Raw genomic sequence first — 19874 nt, 5'->3', positions numbered from 1 at the left:
AGGGTTTTTTATTTGAAAGCGCGGAAAGCACCAAGTAGTCAGGTCTTTTGCAGCATCGCCTTGAGCATCGCCATGCGATCCTTGGGCGAGAGCGGCGCTTCCTCCGGCGTGGGCGGCGGCGCATCGTCGAGCAGCATCTCGGGAATGAAGCGCGACGGCTCGCACACCACCGTCTCCCGTGCGCGCTTGCGCTTCTTGCACCAGTTCAGATGCAGACTGCGCTGCGCCCGCGTGATCGCCACATACATCAGCCGCCGCTCTTCCTCGATGCGCGCACCGTCGATGGGCGCGTCGTCGTCCGAGCCGCCGCGATGCGGCATGATGCCTTCCTCCACGCCCACCAGAAACACGTGCGGATACTCAAGCCCCTTCGACGCATGCACCGTTGAGAGCCGCACCGCATCCGGATCTTCGTCCTTGCCTTCGAGCATCGACATCAGCGCGACGGTCTGGATCAGGCCGAGCAGGTTCTTGCCTTCGTCGCCGAAACCGTCCGCCGTGTCGTAACCCGTCTGTTCCGCGTCCACCGATGGCGCGGGCTTCGTGCCCTTGCGCTTGAGCCATTCGAGAAATTCGAGCACGTTCTGCCACTTCGACTGCGCCTGACGTTCGTCGTGCGCGTCGTAGAGATACGCCTCGTAGTGGATGGCCTCCATCATGTCGTCGAGGACTTCGGTCGCGGGATCGCGCGCCGCACGATCGCCCAGACGCCGCATCCATTCGCAGAACGTGCGCAGCGGCTCCACTTGCCGCGCGGACAGGCGCGCCTCGATGCCGCCCATGAACACCGCCTCGAACAGCGACACCTTCGCCGCGCCCGCGAACGCGCCGAGTGCTTCGAGCGTCGTATTGCCGACGCCGCGCCGTGGCGTCGTGATCGCGCGGATGAACGCGGGATCGTCGTCGGGATTCGCGATCAGCCGCAGATACGCGATGATGTCCTTGATCTCCGCGCGGTCGAAGAACGATTGCCCGCCCGACAGCACGTAAGGAATGCGCTCGCGCCGCAAGACCTGTTCGAAGATGCGCGCCTGAAAGTTGCCGCGATACAGAATGGCGTAATCGCGAAACGCCGCGCGCCGCTCGAACTTGTGCGCCGATAGCCGGAACACCACCGATTCCGCTTCGTGTTCTTCGTCGTTGCAGCCCGTGACGGTGATCGTGTCGCCCATGCCGTGCTCGGACCACAGCTTCTTCTCGAAAAGCTTCGGATTGTTCGCGATGACGTTGTTCGCCGCCGTCAGAATGCGCACCGTCGAGCGATAGTTCTGCTCCAGCTTGACGACATGCAGCTTCGGGAAATCCTTGCCAAGCTGCGCGAGATTTTCGATCGTGGCGCCGCGCCAGCCGTAGATCGCCTGATCGTCGTCGCCGACGGCCGTGAACGCCGCGCGCGGACCCGCGAGTTGCTTCAGCAGTTCGTACTGGCAGGTGTTCGTGTCCTGATATTCGTCGATCAGCAGATAGCGCAGCCGGTTCTGCCATTTGTCGCGCACTTGCTCGTTTTGCGCGAAGAGTTGCGCGGGACGCAGGATCAGGTCGTCGAAGTCGAGCGCCTGATACGCGTGCAGCGTCGCCGCGTAGCTCCGGTAGACGATCGCCGCCTGATGCTCGTCCTCGTTGTTCGCGAGCACGGCGGCCTGATCGGGCGAGACCATCGCGTTCTTCCACAGCGAGATCGTCGATTGCACCTTGCGGATCAGGCCCTTGTCGGTCGTGCCGAGCTGCTCCTGAACCATGCCGAAGCAGTCGTCCGCATCCATGATGGAAAACTGCGGCTTCAGCCCGACGTGCTCCGCTTCCTGCCGCATGATCTGCACGCCGAGCGAGTGAAAGGTGCAGATCGTCAATTGATTGACCGGAATCTTGCGGCCTTCCTTGCCGGGCGTCGTCAGCGTCTTGCCTTCGAGGAGTTTCGCGGTGCGCTCGCGCATTTCGAGCGCGGCCTTGTTCGTGAAAGTGAGGGCGGCGATGTGCTTCGGCTCGAAGCCGCGTCCTTCGATCAGATGCGCAATCTTCTGCGTGATGACGCGCGTCTTGCCGCTGCCCGCGCCGGCGAGCACGAGACAGGGACCATCGAGATAGCGCACGGCTTCGCTTTGCGCGGCGTTCAGACCTGCGGACATCGTTCTGTGCTTTTGGAATTTGAAGCGCGCGGCAAGCGCCGGCGCATGGAGGAGTGCGCGATGTTAACACGATAGAAAGCACCCGGTTCCGGCCCTCGTTCCCGCGTATCGGGACGGCGTTCGCGCGCGGCCGTGCCACAATATCGGACCCGATTTCACGACAGGATCCCCGCATGAGTTCAGCACTGAAAGTCGGCGTGATGGGCTACGGCCTCGCCGGCGCGACGTTTCACGCGCCCGTCATCGAACATTGCGGCCGCGCGGAAGTGACCGCCATCGCGACGAGCCAGGCCGAGCGCGCGCAGGCCGACTATCCGAACGCGCGGATCGTCGCGGACTTCGATGCGCTGCTCGCCGTCGATGGCCTCGAATGCGTCGTCGTCGCAACGCCTAACGACACGCACTTCGATCTCGCGCAGCGCGCGCTGTCGGCGGGCAAGCATGTGGTCGTCGACAAGCCGGTGACGCTGTCGTCGCGCGACGCCCGCACGCTCGCCGATCTCGCGCGGCAAAAAGGCCTGCTGTTCGCGCCGTTCCACAACCGCCGCTGGGACGGCGATTTCATGACGGTGCGCGCGTTGATCGAGAGCGGACGGCTCGGGCGCATCACGCATTACGAATCGCATTTCGACCGCTTTCGCCCGAAAGTGCCGCAGCGCTGGCGCGAGGAAGAGGCGCGCGGCGGCGGCCTGCTGTTCGATCTGGGGCCGCATCTGATCGATCAGGCGCTGACGCTGTTCGGCGCGCCGCAAACGGTGACGGCGTTCGTCAAGGCGCATCGCGACCATGCGCACGCGCCGGATTACGTGCATCTCGTGCTCGGCTACGGCGACAAGGAAGTGATCCTGCACGCAAGCGCGCTCGCCGCGCTCGAACCGCCGCGTTTCGCGATCCACGGCACGCGCGGCAGCTACGTGAAAAACGGGCTCGACACGCAGGAAGATCAGTTGCGCGCGGGCATGCGGCCGGGCAATCCGGAGTTCGGCAAGAATCCGGCGGGCTTGCTGCGCGAAGTCGATGGCGACCTCGATCTGCGTCACGAATTCGCGACGAAAGACGGCGCGTATATCGAGTTTTACAGCGCGCTCGCGGCGTCGATTCAAGACGGCAAGCCGTTTCCGGTCACGCCGCAGGACGCCGTGGACACGATGACGATCATCGAACTGGCGATTCAGAGTGATCGGGAAGGGCGGCGCGTGGAGTTCGCCCGATTGCGCTGACGCGAAGAGGCATCAACATTGTGTGACCGAATGGAATTTGACAAACATTGACTCGCTTTGACTCTTCGAGATGACGGACAATATTTTTGATGTTTATCTGTCATTTGTTGAGGGCAGAGTAAAGTCAATAACGGGTCGAATTCGTCATGTCTGTCACATTCAAACATTCCGGTCATCTGGGCGATATCGTCTATTCGCTGCCTGCAATGCGGACGATCGCCCGGCACTGCGGCGTCCGCGTGACGCTTTACATTCCGAACGACGTCAATTCGGGTTACGGCCCGGACAGGCGTCATCCCGCCGGTGACAAGATGATCGATGATGCGGCGTTCGATTTCGTCGCGCCATTGCTGCGGTCCCAGGCTTATATCGAGGCAGTGCATTTCGTTCCCGGCAACGACATTCCATGCGACGCCGTCAACTTCGATGCTTTTCGCGGCGGAAGCGTTAATGTTTTGGCTGGAAACATTAAGGATTACTATTTTAAGATCTTCGCGCTGCTCGCCGAGTCGCCGTCTCGCTGGCTCAAACGGTCCGGCGGAGTCCACTCGTACGCGAAACCCTATGACATTCTGATTGGCCGTTCGATGCGCTATTTGAATCAGGCGATCGATTACGGCGTGCTCGCGCAATTAGACGGGCGTATTGGATTCATCGGATTGAAGAATGAATTTGCGCAATTCAGTTCGCGCTTTCCTTTCTTGCCGATCGAACATGTGCCAACGCGCCACGCACAGGACGCCTGCGATCGGATTGCAGAGGCGTCGCTCTTTATTGGCAACCAGTCGGTTTTCTTCGCAATCGCCGAAGGATTGCAGTCAAACAGGCTGCTCGAGGTATTCGAACCGGTTCCGAACGTCGTGCCATCCGGGGGCCGCACAGGCCAGTTTCTGACGACTGCGGGACTGGCGCGGCTGGTCAGTGCCTTTTTTTCACGACCGATCACACTGCCGGATCCCGACGCGGCGTTGAGAAGCGAATATACGCACTGAGCAACACCTGACGGGTTCGCCCCGGAATTTCGAACGAAATTGACATTGCGCGAGGCGTCGCGTAAATTCTGCCGCACGCGTCGGGAGAGCGCGTGGTTTCGTTCATGCAGCGAAGACCGCGCCGCCGAAGGGGCACACCCGCAAACTCTCAGGCAAAAGGACCGACTGCGTCGAGGAAATCAATTTCCTCGCACTCTGGAGAGCGGCAGCGGCTTCGTCGAAATGATCGAGCCAGTTGCCCACCGAAGGGGCGCGCGACGGATCATCCGTGATCCGCGCAATCTCTCAGGTACCGAGGACAGAGGGGTCACGCATCGCAACCGCCAGTCGGAACGCGTTTTGCGTGCAGTATCGAAATAGCATCGATGCCGCACGCGCGCTGAAAATCCGCTAGCGAAATGTGCGCTGCGTGGCCCTTTTTTGTCTGGCGAACCGAGGCCCCAATGACTTCTCTTCAACACACGCCCTTGCATGCCGCTCACCTCGCGCTCAACGCGCGCATGGTCGATTTCGGTGGCTGGGACATGCCCGTCAACTACGGTTCGCAGATCGACGAACACCGCGCCGTGCGCACCGACGCCGGCATGTTCGACGTATCGCACATGCGTGTCGTCGATTTCGAAGGCGAAGCCGTCCGCGAATTCTTCCGCCACGCGATCGCCAATAACATCGACAAGCTCACCACACCGGGCAAGGCGCTCTACTCGTGCCTGCTGAACGGCGATGGCGGCGTGATCGACGATTTGATCGTCTATTACTTCTCCGAGACGAGTTTCCGCGTGGTCGTGAACGCGGGCACGGCGGAGAAGGACATCGCCTGGTTCGGGCAGCTCAATGCCCAGGGCGAATTCAATCTTTCCATCACGCCGCGCCGCGATCTCGCGATCGTCGCGGTGCAAGGGCCGAACGCGCGCGAAAAAACCTGGCAAGTGCTGCCGGAGACGCGCGCGCAGACTCAGGACATCAAGCCGTTCAATGCAGTCGTTTTCCCGTCGACGGCGTTTGGCGAAGTCATGCTCGCGCGCACCGGCTACACCGGCGAAGACGGCTTCGAGATCGTCGTGCCGGCAACGCACGTCGAGGCGCTGTGGAACGCGCTCGCCGCCGCCGGCGTGAAGCCCGCCGGACTCGGCGCGCGCGACACGCTGCGCCTGGAAGCCGGCATGAATCTATACGGACAGGACATGGACGAAGCCGTGTCGCCGCTCGACGCGGGCCTCGCATGGACCGTCGATCTCAAATCGGAGCGCGCTTTCGTCGGACGCAGCGCGCTCGAGGCGAACGGCTCGAAGGCGAACTTCGTCGGCCTCGTGCTGATTAAGGAGAACGGCCGTGCGGGCGGCGTGCTGCGCGCGCATCAGAAAGTCGTTACGCAACACGGTGAGGGCGAGATCACGAGCGGCACGTTTTCGCCGTCGATGCAGGAGTCGATCGCGTTTGCGCGCGTGCCGAGTGCTGTTGCCGCGGGCGACACGGTGCAGGTCGTCATCCGCGACAAGCAAGTTCCCGCGCGCGTGGTAAAACTTCCGTTCGTGCGCAACGGCCGTGTGCTCGTGGAGCTTTCCTGACGGCCGTCGCGCCCGTTCCCTCCGATCAAGAACCAACGAACGCATCACGCAAGGAGCATCCAATGAGCATCCCGGCCGAACTGAAATACACCGAATCGCACGAATGGGTCCGCACCGAATCCGACGGCACGCTGTCCGTCGGCATTACCGATCACGCGCAGGAAGCGCTCGGTGACATCGTCTTCGTCGAATTGCCCGCGGCGGGCAAGACGGTCACGGCGGGCGACGCCATCGCGGTCATCGAATCGGTGAAGGCGGCCTCCGACATTTACGCGCCGGTTTCGGGCGAGATCGTCGCATCGAACGATGCGCTGACGTCGGCGCCCGATCAGGTGAACGGCGCGCCCTACGAAAGCTGGCTCTTCAAGATCAAGCCGTCGAGCAACGACGGTCTCGACAAGTTGCTCGACGCCGAAGGTTACGGCAAGTCGATCGGCGAATAACTCTTTTTGGACGAAGGCGGTTCTGCGCGCGCGTTCGCACGGGAGCCGCTTCTCGCAGGAATTCACATGAAGCTCGAACACCCGGATCGCCTGATGAACCGCACCTCCCTGTCACTCGCCGCGCTCGAATGCCACGATGCGTTCGCGCAACGGCACATCGGCCCCGATGACGCGGACCAGCGCGCAATGCTCGATGCGCTCGGCTTCGCATCGCGCGCGGCTTTCATCGACGCGGTGATTCCTGAATCGATCCGCCGCAAGGAGACGCTGCCGCTCGGCGCGTTCACGCAGCCGAAAAGCGAGGCGGAAGCGCTCGCGTCGTTGCGTAAGCTGGCGGACGAGAATCTGGTGTTTCGGACTTACATCGGTCAGGGTTACTACGGCACGCACACGCCGGCGGTGATCCTGCGCAACGTGCTCGAAAATCCGGCGTGGTACACGGCCTACACGCCGTATCAGCCGGAGATTTCGCAGGGGCGTCTCGAAGCGCTGCTGAACTTCCAGCAGATGGTGATGGACCTGACGGGCCTTGCGATGGCGAACGCCTCGCTGCTCGACGAAGCCACCGCCGCTGCGGAAGCGATGACGCTGCTGCAGCGCGTCGGCAAGCCGAAATCGAACGTGTTCTATGTTGCGGACGACGTGCTGCCGCAAACCATCGAAGTGGTGAAGACGCGCGCGAAACCCGCGGGCATCGACGTGAAGGTCGGCCCCGCTGCCGATGCCGCCAGCGCGAATGCGTTCGGCGTGCTGCTGCAATATCCCGGCGCGAGCGGCGATGTGCGCGACTATCGCGCGCTCGCGGATGCCATTCACGCTGCGGGCGGCCATGTGGTCGCGGCGGCGGACTTGCTGGCGCTCACGCTCATCACGCCGCCGGGCGAATGGGGCGCGGATGTCGCAATCGGCAACACGCAGCGCTTCGGCGTGCCGGTCGGCTTCGGCGGCCCGCATGCGGCCTATATGGCCGTGCGCGACGAATTCAAGCGCCAGATGCCGGGGCGACTCGTCGGCGTGACCGTCGATGCGCAGGGCAATTCCGCGCTGCGTCTCGCGCTGCAAACGCGCGAACAGCACATTCGCCGCGAGAAGGCGACATCGAACGTCTGCACGGCGCAGGCGCTGCTCGCGATCATGGCGAGCATGTATGCGGTTTATCACGGCCCTGAGGGCCTGAAGACAATCGCGCAGCGCGTGAACCGCGTCGCGTCGATCTTCGCGGCGGGCATCCGCAAGCTCGGCTATGCCATCGCCAACGACACGTTCTTCGACACCGTCACGATCGACAGCGGCGCGAACACCAACGCGCTGCATCAGGCCGCCTACGCCGCGCACGTCAATCTGCGCCACGTGAATGCAAGCCAGGTCGGCGTGTCGCTCGACGAAACCACCACGCGCGACGATCTCCTGAAGCTCTTCGCGCTGTTCGCGGAAGTCGCGGGCAAGACCGAGACGTTCGACATCGACGCGCTCGATGCGGCCTCGGCCGATTCGATTCCGGACGCGCTCAAGCGCACGAGCGATTACCTGACGCATCCGGTCTTCAATCGCCATCATTCCGAGCACGAAATGCTGCGCTATCTGCGCAGTCTCGCCGACAAGGATCTCGCGCTCGACCGCACGATGATCCCGCTCGGCTCCTGCACGATGAAGCTCAACGCGACGTCCGAAATGCTGCCGGTGACGTGGCCCGAGTTCGCGCAGATTCACCCGTTCGCGCCCGCCGAGCAGACAGTCGGTTATCGCACGATGATCGATCAACTCGAACAGATGCTCGTCGCGTGTACGGGTTACGCGGCGGTGTCGCTGCAGCCGAACGCCGGTTCGCAGGGCGAGTACGCGGGCCTGCTCATCATCCACGCGTATCACGAATCGCGCGGCGAAGGGCATCGCAACGTGTGTCTGATTCCGGCGTCCGCGCACGGCACGAATCCGGCGTCGGCGCAGATGGCGGGCATGCAGGTGGTCGTAGTCGCCTGCGATGCGAACGGCAATGTCGATATCGACGACCTGAAGGCGAAGGCCGAGAAGCACTCCGCGAATCTCGCGGCGATCATGATCACGTATCCGTCGACGCACGGCGTGTTCGAGCGCAATGTCCGCGAGATTTGCGACATCGTGCATGCGCACGGCGGCCAGGTGTATGTCGATGGCGCCAACATGAACGCGATGGTCGGCCTCTGTGCGCCCGGCCAGTTCGGCGGCGACGTGTCGCACCTGAATCTGCACAAGACGTTCTGCATTCCGCACGGCGGCGGCGGACCGGGCGTCGGGCCGGTTGCGGTCGGCGCGCATCTGGCGAAGTTCCTGCCCAATCAGACATCGACCGGCTACAAGCGCGATGAGGCGGGCATCGGCGCGGTGTCGTCGGCGCCGTATGGCTCGGCTGCGATCCTGCCGATCTCGTGGATGTATATCGCGATGATGGGCGCGCAAGGCCTCACCGCCGCCACCGAAAGCGCGATTCTCGCGGCGAACTATGTCGCGAAGCGACTCGCGCCGCACTATCCGGTGCTGTACAGCGGCGCGGGCGGACTGGTCGCGCACGAATGCATTCTCGACGTGCGGCCGATCAAGGAATCGAGCGGCATTTCGGTGGAAGACGTCGCCAAGCGTTTGATCGATTACGGCTTCCACGCGCCGACCATGAGCTTCCCCGTGCCCGGCACGCTGATGGTGGAGCCGACGGAATCGGAATCGAAGGAAGAACTCGACCGCTTCATCGACGCGATGATCGCCATTCGCAACGAGATTCGCGCAGTCGAAGAAGGCAGCGCGGACCGCGAAGACAACGTGCTGAAGCACGCGCCGCATACGGCAGCGGTTGTCACGTCGGATGCGTGGGCGCACAAGTACACGCGTGAAGCGGCGGCGTATCCTGTGAAGTCGCTGATCGCGCGAAAGTACTGGTCGCCGGTCGGCCGCGCGGACAACGCGTATGGCGACCGCAACCTGATGTGCTCGTGCGTGCCGGTTTCGGAATATACGGACGAGTAAGCGAGGGTTTGAGCGCCTGACATGGGTGCTCAAAACTTTACGTTGTTCGAGTCAAGCTGTGTGGATCGTGCAGCCTTACCATCTGCATCTTCTTTTCGAAGGAAAAAGATGCAGATGACGAACAAGATGCAGCCGAAATACCGCTCGCGCGAAGAGATCGAAGCCCTTCGCAATGAGTGCAAGTCGATGGTGACCAAGCGCGCGGGCCTGTCGGCGGGCGCGGCGGTGGTGCCGGTGCCTGGCGTGGACGTAGGCGCGGATGTCGCGCTGCTGATGGCGATGCTGCCGGCCATCAACCAGAAGTTCGGTCTCGGCGAAGCCGATCTGTCGAGCGATCCCAAGCTCAAGCAATACGTGCTGGTGGCGGCAACGAGTCGCGGCAGCGACCTGATCGGCCGCGCGATCACGAAGCAGATCGTCAAGCAGTTGCTCAAGCGGCTCGGCATCAGCGTGGCGTCGAAGTCGGTGGCGAAGTTCGTTCCGATCATCGGGCAGGCGGTGTCGGCGGGTCTCAGTTTTGGCGTAATGAAGTACGTGGGCAACAAGCATGTGGACGACTGCTACAACGTCGCGATGAAGATTTTCGAGCAGCAGGAAGCGGACGCAGACCTGCCGGATGCAGCAGGCGGTTGAGCCGCCCGAAGAAACGTAAAGCATTGTCGGGCGGTTTTGCGGCGCGCGTCAGAAGGGCTAACATCTCACCCCGGACCAAAGGCCAAAACAGGGAGTTCATATGGCGGCAAGGGTGCGAGAGGTGAACGAGACGAAGCGCTTCCAGGCGGCGCGCGCCGTGTTATGCGCACTGGCGTTCGCCGCGCCGTCCGCGCACGCGGCGATGAATTTTTGCGCCGCGCCCGCAATGCAGACGAGCGAGCGCACCAATGCCGATCCCGGCGTGAAGGCGCTCGTGAAGATGGTGCAGTCGCACGTCAACGATCAGCCGAAGCCGCGCGCGAAGCTGCATACCGAAGGCACGTTGCCGCACGAAGGCATCTACGACGAAAGCGTCGAGGCTGAGAAGGATCTCGGCCTGATGCGCGACGCGGCGCTCGCGTGGCGCGCCACCGGCGACGAACGCTATCTGCGCCTGGTCGACCGCTTTCTCTTCGCGTGGACAACCACGTATCAACCGAGCTTCAACCCGATCGACGAGACGAATTTCGAATCGCTGATCCTCGCCTACGATCTCACGGCGAGCGCGTTGCCGGTGAAGACACGCAACACGGCGAACGCATTCATCACGAAGATGGTGACCGGCTATATCGCCGATATGGACAAGCAGCCGCGGCCGCTCATGGGCACGTATCGCAACAACTGGCAGAGCCATCGCGTGAAGCTGGTGGCGATGGGCGCGTTCACCATCGACGACCGCAAGCTCATCAATGCGGCGCAGCGGCTGTTCGTCGAGCATATCGGCGACAACATCGCGCCGGATGGTTCGACCGTCGATTTCGCCGAACGCGATGCGCTGCGCTACGTCACCTACGACCTCCAGCCGCTCGTGACGGCTGCGCTCGCGGCACGCCGGCACAACCGCAACTGGTTGCCGGAACGCGCGCAGTCGGGCGCGACGCTCGCCGAAGCCCTTAACTGGCTCACGCCTTACGCGCTGGGCACGCGCACGCACGACGAATTCGTGCATTCGTCCGTTCCCTTCGACGCCAAGCGTCGCGAGGCCGGATTACCGGGTTACTCGGGTCAGTGGGATCCGAAGAACGCGGCGGAACTCTTTCATCTGGCGGCCCGTCTCGACGGCCGCTACGCGCCGGTGGCGCTGCGGCTCGCGCCCGCGCCGCCGGCCTGGCTGGCGGTGTGTCTGCCGCTGGCTGCGCGTTAATTCGCGTCAATTTCTATAGGCAGGCACCATCATGGCAGTCAGCGTTTTCGACCTCTTCAAGATCGGCATCGGCCCCTCCAGCTCGCACACCGTCGGCCCGATGCGTGCAGCGCTGATGTTCGCGCAAGGGCTCGGGCGCGACGGGCTGCTGGATGCGGTGGCATCGGTGAAATGCGAGCTGTACGGCTCGCTCGGCGCGACGGGCAAGGGCCACGGCACGGACCGCGGCGTGATGCTCGGCCTGATGGGCGACGCCCCCGATACCGTCGATGCCCACACCATCGTTCCGAGGCTGGAGCAGGTTCGCGCATCGAAGACGCTCGCGCTGCTCGGCGAGCACAAGATCCCGTTCACGCTGAAGGAGAACATTGCGTTCTACCGGCAGGCGCTGCCGGAGCATCCCAACGGCATGAAGCTGCACGCATTCGATTCGAGCGGCGCATTGCTGCGCGAGGCGACATATCTGTCGGTGGGCGGCGGCTTCGTCGTGACGGCGGGCGCGGCGAACACGGCGGTCCTGAGCGCACACGAGCACTTGCCGTATCCGTTCCTGACCGGCGACGAGTTGATGAAGATGTGCGCCGAATCCGGCAAGTCGATTGCGCAGCTGATGTGGGAGAACGAGCGCGTCTGGCGCAGCGAGGACGAAATCCGCAGCGGGCTGCTGCGCATCTGGGACGTCATGCAGGATTGCGTCGCGCGTGGTTGCGGCATCGGCAATCCGGAAGCCGAAGGGCATTTGCCGGGGCCGTTCCAGGTGAAGCGCCGCGCGCCGCTGTTGTACAAGGCGCTGGCGGAAAAGCCGGAGCAGGCGCTGCGCGATCCGTTGTCGATGATCGACTGGATCAATCTCTACGCGATCGCGGTGAATGAAGAGAACGCGGTGGGCGGGCGCGTCGTGACGGCGCCGACCAACGGCGCGGCGGGCATCGTTCCGGCGGTGCTGCATTACTACGATCGCTTCGTGCCGGGATCGAACGAACAGGGCGTGATCGACTTCCTGCTGACGGCGGCGGCAATCGGCATTCTGTACAAGATGAACGCGTCGATCTCGGGTGCGGAAGTGGGCTGTCAGGGCGAAGTCGGCGTCGCGTGTTCGATGGCGGCGGGCGCGCTCGCCGCGGTGCTCGGCGGCACGCCTGCGCAGGTGGAGAACGCGGGGGAAATCGGCATGGAGCACAACCTCGGGCTGACGTGCGATCCGGTGGGTGGAATGGTGCAGATTCCGTGCATCGAGCGGAACGCGATGGGCTCGGTCAAGGCGGTCAATGCCGCGCGCATGGCGATGCGCGGCGACGGCTCGCACTACGTTTCGCTGGATTCGGTCATCAAGACCATGCGCGAAACCGGCGCGGATATGAAGACCAAGTACAAGGAAACGTCGCGCGGCGGGTTGGCGGTGAATATTGTGGAGTGTTGAGTCGTTGCGGCTTGCGTCGGATCGGGGTTCGGCGCAAGTCGTCCGTCTGGCGGATGTCTGAACGCATCGACTTTGCTTAGCATGACGATATGAATGTCATGCGGAGCAAACAATGCTGCAAGGTGTCGATGCGAATCCGAACAGAGCGAAATCAGGAACCGGCACCGCCGCAATCACCCCCCAATCAGATTCACCACCTTCACATTCCGCGTATCCGGCACTTCCGCATACGACAGCACCTTCAACTGCGGCAGGCTCCGCCGCAGGAAGCGCGCAAGCATGGCGCGCAGTGAATGCTGCACCAGCAGCACCGGCGGCAAGCCCAGATTCTGCTGACGCATCATCGCGTTCTGCGTCGACGTCATCAGCGTTTGCGCCAGCCCCGGTTCGAGCCCCGGATTCGTTCCGGTCGACAGCGCCTGCGACAGCACCCGCTCCAGCGTCGGATCGAGGCCCATCACCTGTAGATCGTCGCTGCCCGGATACCACTGCTGCGTGATCGCGCGACCGAGCGCGAGACGCACGGCGCCAGTGAGATCGTACGGATCGGCCATGCGCGGCGCGTGCTCCTGGAGCGCGTCGAGAATCGTGCGCATGTCGCGGATCGGCACGCTTTCGTCGAGCAGGTTCTGCAGCACCTTTTGCAAGGTCGTGAGCGACAGCACCTTCGGCACCAGATCTTCCGTGAGCGAAGGCGTGTCCTTGCCGATGCGTTCGAGCAGCGCCTGCACTTCCTGCCGGCCGAGCAGTTCGGCGGCGTGCGTCACTACGAGATGATTCAAATGCGTCGCGACGACCGTACTCGCATCGACGACGGTATAGCCATACACCTGCGCCTGCTCGCGCAGGTTCGTATCGATCCACACCGCCGGCAAGCCGAACGCCGGGTCCTGCGTCTGCGTGCCCGGCAGCGCCGCCGACACCTGCCCCGGATTGATCGCGAGCCACTGGCCCGGGAACGCTTCGCCGACGCCCACTTCCACGCCCTTCAGCGCAATGCGATAACCGTTCGGCCGCAATTCGAGATTGTCGCGAATATGAATGACCGGCGGCAGAAAGCCGATTTCCTGCGCGAACTTCTTGCGGATGCCCTTGATGCGCTTGAGCAGTTCGCCATCGGCGTTCTTGTCGACGAGCGGAATCAGCCGGTAGCCCACTTCCAGCCCGAGCGGATCGATCAGCGCGACATCTTCCCAGCTCGCTTCCGCGTTCTCCGCGGTCGCCGCCGCAGCCGAGGCGAGCGGCGTGACATCGGTGATCGAGCCTGCTTTCTTCTTTGCTTCGGCGCGCTTGTTCATCGTGCGCGCGGCGTAGATGAGCCCGCCGCCGAGCAGCATGAACGCAAAATGCGGCATGCCCGGAATCAGCCCCATGATGCCGATGATCACGCCCGTAATCATCAACACGCGCGGGTTCTGGAACAGTTGCCCGGTCAGCTGCGTGCCGATATCTTCCTCGGTCGCGACGCGCGACACGATCACGCCCGCCGCCGTCGAAATGATGAGCGACGGAATCTGCGCGACGAGGCCGTCGCCGATCGTCAGCAGCGTGTAGTTGGTCGCCGCGTGGCCGAAGTCCATGTCGTGCTGGAGCATGCCGACAATCAACCCGCCGACCACGTTGATCACCATGATCAAGAGGCCCGCGATCGCATCGCCGCGCACGAACTTGCTCGCGCCGTCCATCGAGCCGTAGAACTCGGCTTCCTGCGCGACGGCCTGGCGGCGCTTCTTCGCGGTTTCCTCGTTGATGAGGCCGGCGTTCAGGTCGGCGTCGATGGCCATCTGCTTGCCGGGCATCGCGTCGAGCGTGAAGCGCGCGCCCACTTCCGCGATACGTCCCGCGCCCTTCGTGATCACCATGAAGTTGATGATCATCAGAATCACGAACACGACAATACCGACCGCGAAATTCCCGCCGACGAGAAAGTGCCCGAACGATTCGATCACCTGACCCGCCGCGTCCGGGCCGGTGTGGCCTTCGAGCAGCACGATACGCGTCGAGGCAACGTTAAGCGAAAGCCGCAGCAGCGTCGAGAACAGCAGCACGCTCGGGAACGCCGCGAAGTCGAGCGGCTTTTGCGTGTACATGCTGACGAGCAGCACCATCACCGACAGCGCGATGTTGAACGTGAACAGCAGATCCAGCAGGAACGCCGGCAAGGGCAGAATCATCATGCCCAAGATCATGCAGATCAGGATCGGGCCGGCGAGCGCCCGCAAGTTCTGCGTACCCAGCGCGTCGGGTCGTTTGGCGAAAAATCCAGCGCGCGCGTTCATGCGGCGGCTCCTTGGTCAGGGTTGTCGCCGCCGAGAGCCTCTGCGGCTTCGCGGTCGGCGTCGGCGTCGGAAACGCCGCCTTTGTCGAGTTCTTTCGGCACGTCGAGATCGGTCGGATCGTCCGGCTTCGTGCCGCCGTCTTCCTTGTAGCGTTTGAGCTGATACACCCACGCCAGCACTTGCGCGACCGCGCCATACAGCGCGCCCGGAATCTCGCGGTTGATCTCGACGTTGTGATACAGCGCGCGCGCCAGCGGCGGCGCTTCGAGCAGCGGCACGTTGTGCTCGCGGCCCAGTTCGCGGATACGCCCCGCGACGAGGTTCACGCCCTTCGCGACGACCTTCGGCGCGCGCATCTCGCCATCGGCGTATTTCAGCGCGACGGCGAAGTGCGTCGGGTTCGTCACGATCACGTCGGCGGTCGGAATCGCCTGCATCATCCGGCGGCGTGCGGCCGCGCGCTGCTGCTGGCGAATCTTGCCCTTGATGTGCGGATCGCCTTCGCTTTCCTTGTGCTCGCGCTTCACTTCTTCTTTGCTCATGCGCAGCTTCTTCGCGTGCGAGTAGAGTTGATACGGCACGTCGACGGCCGCGACGAGAAACAGACCCGCGATCGCCATGCCGCAGCACACGAAGATCAGATGCATCGCGTCGGCGAGTGCGAGCGCAAGCGGCTTGGTCAGCAGGCCGAGCACTTCGGCCTTGCGGCTCCAGATCGCCGAGCCCGCCATGCCGCCGACGACCACCGTCTTCAGAATCGACATGCCGAGCTGAACCGGCCCTTGCACCGAGAAAATCTTGCCCAGACCGCTGATCGGATTGAGTCGGCCGAAGTTCGGCGCGAGCGGCTTCGTGGTGATGAGCCAGCCGCCGAGCGCCATCGGTGCGGCCAGCGCCGCGAAGCACGTGAGCAACAGCACCGGCAACACCGCGAACATGCCTTCCTTGCCCGCCTTCGCCGCGCCGATCATCATCTGGTGCGTGTCGAGCACCATCGCGTGATCGAAGGTGAACGCGCCGCGCAGAATCGACTGCAAGTGCTCGCTCATCGGCCCCGACAAACCCCACACGCCGAAAAATCCCGCCGCCAGCAACGCGAAGGAGGCGAGTTCCCGCGAGCGCGCAACCTGGCCTTCCTCCCGCGCCTTTTCCAGGCGCTTGGGAGTGGCTGATTCGGTTTTTTCGAGATCGCTTTCTTCTGCCACCGGGCCCTACTCCTTCCTCTGCGTCACACAGGCGAGCGGCGCAAAGCCGCTTTTCGATGAGAGGAATTATTGCGGAGAGCGTCCAGTCGCCATCGACGGATAAGGCTGGAGAAAAGGGGGTTATTCGCTCGATGAAAGCGTCGGAAACGAAAGCGGCGCGTGCCTTGCGGGAGGCGCGCGCCGTTATTTCGATAAAGCGTGCGGCGCGCTCAGGCGCCGGGCACGCGGCCGTCCGGGCCGTAGAAACCGGCCTTCGACGGCGCGACCTGCAAGGCGGCGAGCGTCTTGCGGTTGTATTCCATGCGCGTGCGGATCAGCACGCCATTGTTGTTGTTGCCTTGTTTCGCGCGGCGGGCGGCGGCCGTGAGGAGCGCCCATTGTGCGGCGATGGCTTCGTCGTTCGCGGCGGCGGCTTCCATCCCGACGAGGCCGCCGGGGAAACCGAGCGCGTTGAGTTGCGCGTCGCGCGTCTGTTCGAGCGCGGCGATGCGCTCGGTCAACGCGGTCTTGTTCTCGATGATGCCGGGCAGCGCCGGAAGCGGCTGCGCGGCGATCAACGCTTTTTCCTCTTCGACGAGGAGGGATTCGAAGGCCTGAACAGCGGCGACTTCTTCCGTGACGGTGGCAAGCAGGGCGTCTCTCATTGCATCGCTCAAATAGCGGTTTCACAAAAGCCGCCCGGCGCAATGAACGCTGCTCGCCGGCGCGCGCCTCGAAACCAAGGCGCGGACGGTGTCACTGCGTTCAGCCGCCGGTCGGCGGGGTTCTCGTTTGCAGCAGGTCGCGGGCGGTGCTCAGAATGCCGTCGGCGATCTTGGCCGGGTCCATCGTCAGGCTGCCGTCGCGGATCGCGGCCTTGATCGACTCGACTTTCGCCGTGTCGATGTCCGACCCGTTCGATGCGCGCAGGTCGCTCGACAACGGCGACAAGCTCACCTTCGAATTCGTCGACGGGTTTGCGCCCGACTGTTGCACGGTGCCCGCGGCACCTTTTGCGTCGTTTTGCGACGCGCGTTGCAGGTTGTCTTGAAGGCCTGCCAGCGTGGTGTTGCTATTCGATTCGATTTTCACGATGTCCATTCCCGAACGTGTTGAGTCCTTTATCGGCGAGGGTGCTTGAAAACTTTACCCTGCTACCGGACCGCCAACTGCCGTTCGCTGCGCTCATCGCGTTCAAAGCCTTGTCTGGCGGGCTTTCGGCGCAATTGCAACAAAATGAAACAAACGTGGGATGCCGAACACAAGCCGCTTCAGAGCGACACTTCCACGGTCTGACTGTCCTTCACGATGCCGGTGATGATCTGTCCCCCGGCAGTTTTTACACGCACTTGCTGGCCGGGCGCGGCGTTGTTCATCGCGCTACCTTCGACCGAAATCGTGAAGCCCGTGCCGCCGGTGATCACGTGCACGTTCTGGCCGATCGACACCGAACTGGCCGCGCGCAGCATGTCGGTGCGCAGCGGCAGGCCGGCGGGCACGCGCGACAGCGCCACTGCGCCGACCGCCTGCGACGGATCGGTGACGATGGCCTGCGGCATGGAGGTGATGTCGCCGTCGCGCGCGACGAGATCGGCCTGGTTCAGGACCTCGCCCGGCGCGATGGCGCGGGCGGCCAGATAGTAAGTGGCGTTGATCGAGATACGCGCTTGTACGTAAAGCGTCCACGGCCGTTCGCCGACGCAGCGCACGCCGACGGTCATGCGGCCCCAGAGGCGCGCGCCCGTCGGCATGAACGGATCGAGCGACGAGCAGGGCGCAAGTCCGCGCGGAAACACCGGCGTGACGGTGATGTCCACTTTGCCTGGCAGTCCGGCGGCTTGCTGGCGCAGAAAGTCGAGCGCGGCGACGCGGATCGATTCGCCGTCCTGCATCGCGGCGGGCGCTTGCGTCGATTGGGGCAAAGGTGCTGCGGACGTTGCCGCGGATGGATTGAAGCTGACGCGCTTCATCGGCGAGGCTGCGGCGGCATTGGCGACGCCAGCGACCGGAGCGGCCGCGCCAGCCGCGACGGGCCTCACGTTCTGATTGCGGGCGATGGCATCGTCGCGGGTGACGACGACGGGCATCACGTCGCGCGACGCGGATGCGGCAGGCACTCTCGTCAACGGCGCGGGTGCCGCAGTAGCGATAACAGCCGGCCGCGCAACCTTCGCCTCGCCCGCACCCGGAATCACGATCATGCCGTTCGCGTCGTTCGTCGCGCCGTTCATGGAATCGTCGGCGGCGTCGGCGCGGGCTTCGAGTGCGAGCGCGGCGTTGCGCATGGCGGCGTCGGCGGCTTTCGTCGCGGCGCGATAACCGCTCGGGCGCGCGTAATCGGGCGCGGGCGTCGGCGCAGTCGAAGCAACCGGGGCAACCGGCGCGGACGAGCGCGCAACAGGCTGATTCAGGCTCTTGGCCATCTCGGCTGCGGCGGCGGGATTGGTCTCGGCGTTGCCCGGAATGACGATCGGGCCGTCGGCCTGCTGCGCATACGCGCCCGACGCGACGCTCATGAACAACGACACGCCCGCGAGTCCGCGCAGCGTGCGGCGCGCGAACGTCGCTGCGGCGCGGGCCGTAGGCTTCGATGCACGTTTCGCGGACCTGCTCATTACTTCTCTCCTTCACGCCGCGCATGCGCTGCGCGACGTCTCTATTCGACCGGCCGCACACCGCGCGGCCACTGCATTCCGGCCGAACGCGGAAAACCCATCCGCGCCAGACCACGAAACGCATTCTAGATATCGGCTGCAGCAGCCAAGCGTCGAATAGAGGCCCCGTTTCCCGGTTATTCGTCGGATTAGTTCTTGTGCGCGGCTCCTAAGATGCGTGTCATGCAAAAAGGCCTCGGCACTGCCGACAGGAGAAACCGCAATGCTAGACAGACTCGACAAGGAATTCGCCTTTGGCCGTGAGGCGCTCGACGTGCGCGCTTATCGGCAGGAATTGCTGTCGTCGAATATCGCTAACGCGGACACGCCCGGCTACAAGGCGCGCGACGTCGAATTTTCGAGCGCGCTCGCGGGCGCGCTGAAGAAGACGGGCGGCACGAGTTCGGCGTCGAACGGCGGCACGCTCGCGATGGCGCAGCCGGTCAGCGTGAGCATGGGCGCCGCGATGGCGACGACCGCGAAAGGCCACATGGCCGGCACGTCGACGCTCAACGCATCGGGCGGCTCCACCGACGACTATGGCCGCCTCGCTTATCGCGTGCCGAGCCAGCCGTCGCTCGACGGCAACACGGTCGATCTCGACGCCGAGCGCGTGCAGTTCGCGGACAACGCGCTGCACTTCGAGGCCGGCATGACGGTGCTGAGTTCGCAGATCAAGTCGATGCTCGCGGCGATCACGTCGAACAGTTAAGGAATATCGATGCCCTCTTTGATGAATATCTTCAACGTCGCCGGCTCGGCGATGTCGGCCCAGGCGCAGCGCCTGAACGTCACCGCGTCGAATCTCGCCAACGCGGACAGCACGACCGGCCCCGACGGCCAGCCGTACAAGGCGAAGCAGGTCGTGTTCGCGGTCGATCCGCTCGGTGGCGCGCGCACCGCGTCGGGCCAGCAGGTCGGCGGCGTGCAGGTGACCGGCGTCATCGACGATCCCACGCCGATGAAAACCAGCTACGACCCGAGCAATCCGGCGGCGAACGCGGACGGCTACGTGACGCTGCCGAACGTCGATCCGGTGCAGGAGATGGTCAACATGATTTCCGCGTCGCGTTCCTATCAGGCGAACGTCGAGACGCTCAATACCGCCAAGCAATTGATGCTCAAGACCCTGACCATCGGAACCTGATTCAGAA

At 63.8% G+C, this 19874-nt stretch carries 16 protein-coding genes and 2 riboswitches; of the genes, 10 read left to right on the top strand and 6 right to left on the bottom strand.

Annotated features, from left to right (window positions below; genetic code table 11):
- Positions 1-38 precede the first annotated feature (38 nt).
- Positions 39-2126 carry a UvrD-helicase domain-containing protein gene (locus BRPE64_RS13250; protein WP_016346630.1) on the bottom strand — a complete coding sequence of 696 codons (2088 nt, stop codon included), beginning with the start codon at positions 2124-2126 and terminating at the stop codon, positions 39-41.
- A gap of 173 nt (positions 2127-2299) precedes the next feature.
- Between BRPE64_RS13250 and BRPE64_RS13245 the strand changes: the two genes are divergently transcribed.
- The 8 genes from BRPE64_RS13245 (at position 2300) to BRPE64_RS13210 (ending at position 12603) form a co-directional block, all read left to right on the top strand.
- Entirely contained in the window at positions 2300-3346 is a 1047-nt protein-coding gene (locus tag BRPE64_RS13245) for an oxidoreductase (protein ID WP_016346629.1), read from the top strand.
- Positions 3347-3492: 146 nt separating this feature from the next.
- Complete coding sequence (locus BRPE64_RS13240) at positions 3493-4338, top strand: hypothetical protein (RefSeq protein WP_016346628.1); 846 nt, start codon at positions 3493-3495, stop codon at positions 4336-4338.
- Positions 4339-4409: 71 nt separating this feature from the next.
- A riboswitch (glycine riboswitch) is annotated at positions 4410-4513 on the top strand.
- A 10-nt stretch (positions 4514-4523) separates the two neighbouring features.
- Positions 4524-4650: riboswitch (glycine riboswitch) on the top strand.
- 131 nt (positions 4651-4781) lie between these two features.
- Positions 4782-5906, top strand: a complete 1125-nt coding sequence (gene gcvT / locus BRPE64_RS13235; RefSeq protein ID WP_044041743.1) for a glycine cleavage system aminomethyltransferase GcvT — start codon at positions 4782-4784, stop codon at positions 5904-5906.
- 62 nt (positions 5907-5968) lie between these two features.
- Positions 5969-6349: a glycine cleavage system protein GcvH gene (gene gcvH / locus BRPE64_RS13230; protein WP_016346626.1), complete on the top strand. Its 381-nt coding sequence runs from the start codon at positions 5969-5971 to the stop codon at positions 6347-6349.
- A gap of 66 nt (positions 6350-6415) precedes the next feature.
- Positions 6416-9346: an aminomethyl-transferring glycine dehydrogenase gene (gcvP, locus tag BRPE64_RS13225; RefSeq protein ID WP_044042195.1), complete on the top strand. Its 2931-nt coding sequence runs from the start codon at positions 6416-6418 to the stop codon at positions 9344-9346.
- A gap of 114 nt (positions 9347-9460) precedes the next feature.
- Positions 9461-9979: a hypothetical protein gene (locus tag BRPE64_RS13220; RefSeq protein WP_198409289.1), complete on the top strand. Its 519-nt coding sequence runs from the start codon at positions 9461-9463 to the stop codon at positions 9977-9979.
- Between the two features lie 100 nt (positions 9980-10079).
- Positions 10080-11183: an alginate lyase family protein gene (locus tag BRPE64_RS13215; protein WP_044041739.1), complete on the top strand. Its 1104-nt coding sequence runs from the start codon at positions 10080-10082 to the stop codon at positions 11181-11183.
- Positions 11184-11214: 31 nt separating this feature from the next.
- On the top strand, positions 11215-12603 hold the full coding sequence (locus BRPE64_RS13210) for an L-serine ammonia-lyase (RefSeq protein WP_016346622.1): 1389 nt from the start codon (positions 11215-11217) through the stop codon (positions 12601-12603).
- Positions 12604-12776: 173 nt separating this feature from the next.
- Here BRPE64_RS13210 and flhA read toward each other — a convergent pair whose 3' ends face one another.
- From flhA to flgA, 5 genes are all read right to left on the bottom strand, one after another.
- The gene (gene flhA / locus BRPE64_RS13205) at positions 12777-14882 is read right to left on the bottom strand and encodes a flagellar biosynthesis protein FlhA (protein WP_016346621.1); all 2106 of its coding nucleotides are present in this window, start codon (positions 14880-14882) and stop codon (positions 12777-12779) included.
- Entirely contained in the window at positions 14879-16087 is a 1209-nt protein-coding gene (gene flhB, locus BRPE64_RS13200; RefSeq protein ID WP_016346620.1) for a flagellar biosynthesis protein FlhB, read from the bottom strand. Before flhB ends, flhA begins: the two co-directional genes overlap by 4 nt.
- A gap of 209 nt (positions 16088-16296) precedes the next feature.
- Positions 16297-16731: a flagella synthesis protein FlgN gene (locus tag BRPE64_RS13195; protein WP_044041737.1), complete on the bottom strand. Its 435-nt coding sequence runs from the start codon at positions 16729-16731 to the stop codon at positions 16297-16299.
- A 100-nt stretch (positions 16732-16831) separates the two neighbouring features.
- Complete coding sequence (gene flgM, locus BRPE64_RS13190; RefSeq protein ID WP_044042194.1) at positions 16832-17158, bottom strand: flagellar biosynthesis anti-sigma factor FlgM; 327 nt, start codon at positions 17156-17158, stop codon at positions 16832-16834.
- A 179-nt stretch (positions 17159-17337) separates the two neighbouring features.
- Positions 17338-18681 (bottom strand): flagellar basal body P-ring formation chaperone FlgA, encoded by a 1344-nt coding sequence (gene flgA / locus BRPE64_RS13185; RefSeq protein WP_016346617.1) that lies wholly within the window; start codon positions 18679-18681, stop codon positions 17338-17340.
- A 262-nt stretch (positions 18682-18943) separates the two neighbouring features.
- Between flgA and flgB the strand changes: the two genes are divergently transcribed.
- Together flgB and flgC are read left to right on the top strand one after the other, a co-directional pair.
- A complete protein-coding gene (flgB, locus tag BRPE64_RS13180; RefSeq protein WP_016346616.1) occupies positions 18944-19432 on the top strand; it encodes a flagellar basal body rod protein FlgB in 489 nt (162 codons plus the stop codon).
- 9 nt (positions 19433-19441) lie between these two features.
- Positions 19442-19867: a flagellar basal body rod protein FlgC gene (gene flgC / locus BRPE64_RS13175; protein ID WP_044041731.1), complete on the top strand. Its 426-nt coding sequence runs from the start codon at positions 19442-19444 to the stop codon at positions 19865-19867.
- The last annotated feature ends 7 nt before the right edge of the window (positions 19868-19874 follow it).

Source organism: Caballeronia insecticola, assembly GCF_000402035.1.
Classification (GTDB): Bacteria; Pseudomonadota; Gammaproteobacteria; order Burkholderiales; family Burkholderiaceae; genus Caballeronia; species Caballeronia insecticola.
This window is presented reverse-complemented; position numbering and strand designations above follow the sequence as displayed.

Coding starts and splice junctions, on each gene's coding strand:
- BRPE64_RS13250 (WP_016346630.1), bottom strand. CDS start 2,126: ATGTCCGCAGGTCTGAACGCCGCGCAAAGCGAAGCCGTGCGCTATCTC.
- BRPE64_RS13245 (WP_016346629.1), top strand. CDS start 2,300: ATGAGTTCAGCACTGAAAGTCGGCGTGATGGGCTACGGCCTCGCCGGC.
- BRPE64_RS13240 (WP_016346628.1), top strand. CDS start 3,493: ATGTCTGTCACATTCAAACATTCCGGTCATCTGGGCGATATCGTCTAT.
- gcvT (WP_044041743.1), top strand. CDS start 4,782: ATGACTTCTCTTCAACACACGCCCTTGCATGCCGCTCACCTCGCGCTC.
- gcvH (WP_016346626.1), top strand. CDS start 5,969: ATGAGCATCCCGGCCGAACTGAAATACACCGAATCGCACGAATGGGTC.
- gcvP (WP_044042195.1), top strand. CDS start 6,416: ATGAAGCTCGAACACCCGGATCGCCTGATGAACCGCACCTCCCTGTCA.
- BRPE64_RS13220 (WP_198409289.1), top strand. CDS start 9,461: ATGACGAACAAGATGCAGCCGAAATACCGCTCGCGCGAAGAGATCGAA.
- BRPE64_RS13215 (WP_044041739.1), top strand. CDS start 10,080: ATGGCGGCAAGGGTGCGAGAGGTGAACGAGACGAAGCGCTTCCAGGCG.
- BRPE64_RS13210 (WP_016346622.1), top strand. CDS start 11,215: ATGGCAGTCAGCGTTTTCGACCTCTTCAAGATCGGCATCGGCCCCTCC.
- flhA (WP_016346621.1), bottom strand. CDS start 14,882: ATGAACGCGCGCGCTGGATTTTTCGCCAAACGACCCGACGCGCTGGGT.
- BRPE64_RS13195 (WP_044041737.1), bottom strand. CDS start 16,731: ATGAGAGACGCCCTGCTTGCCACCGTCACGGAAGAAGTCGCCGCTGTT.
- flgA (WP_016346617.1), bottom strand. CDS start 18,681: ATGAGCAGGTCCGCGAAACGTGCATCGAAGCCTACGGCCCGCGCCGCA.
- flgB (WP_016346616.1), top strand. CDS start 18,944: ATGCTAGACAGACTCGACAAGGAATTCGCCTTTGGCCGTGAGGCGCTC.
- flgC (WP_044041731.1), top strand. CDS start 19,442: ATGCCCTCTTTGATGAATATCTTCAACGTCGCCGGCTCGGCGATGTCG.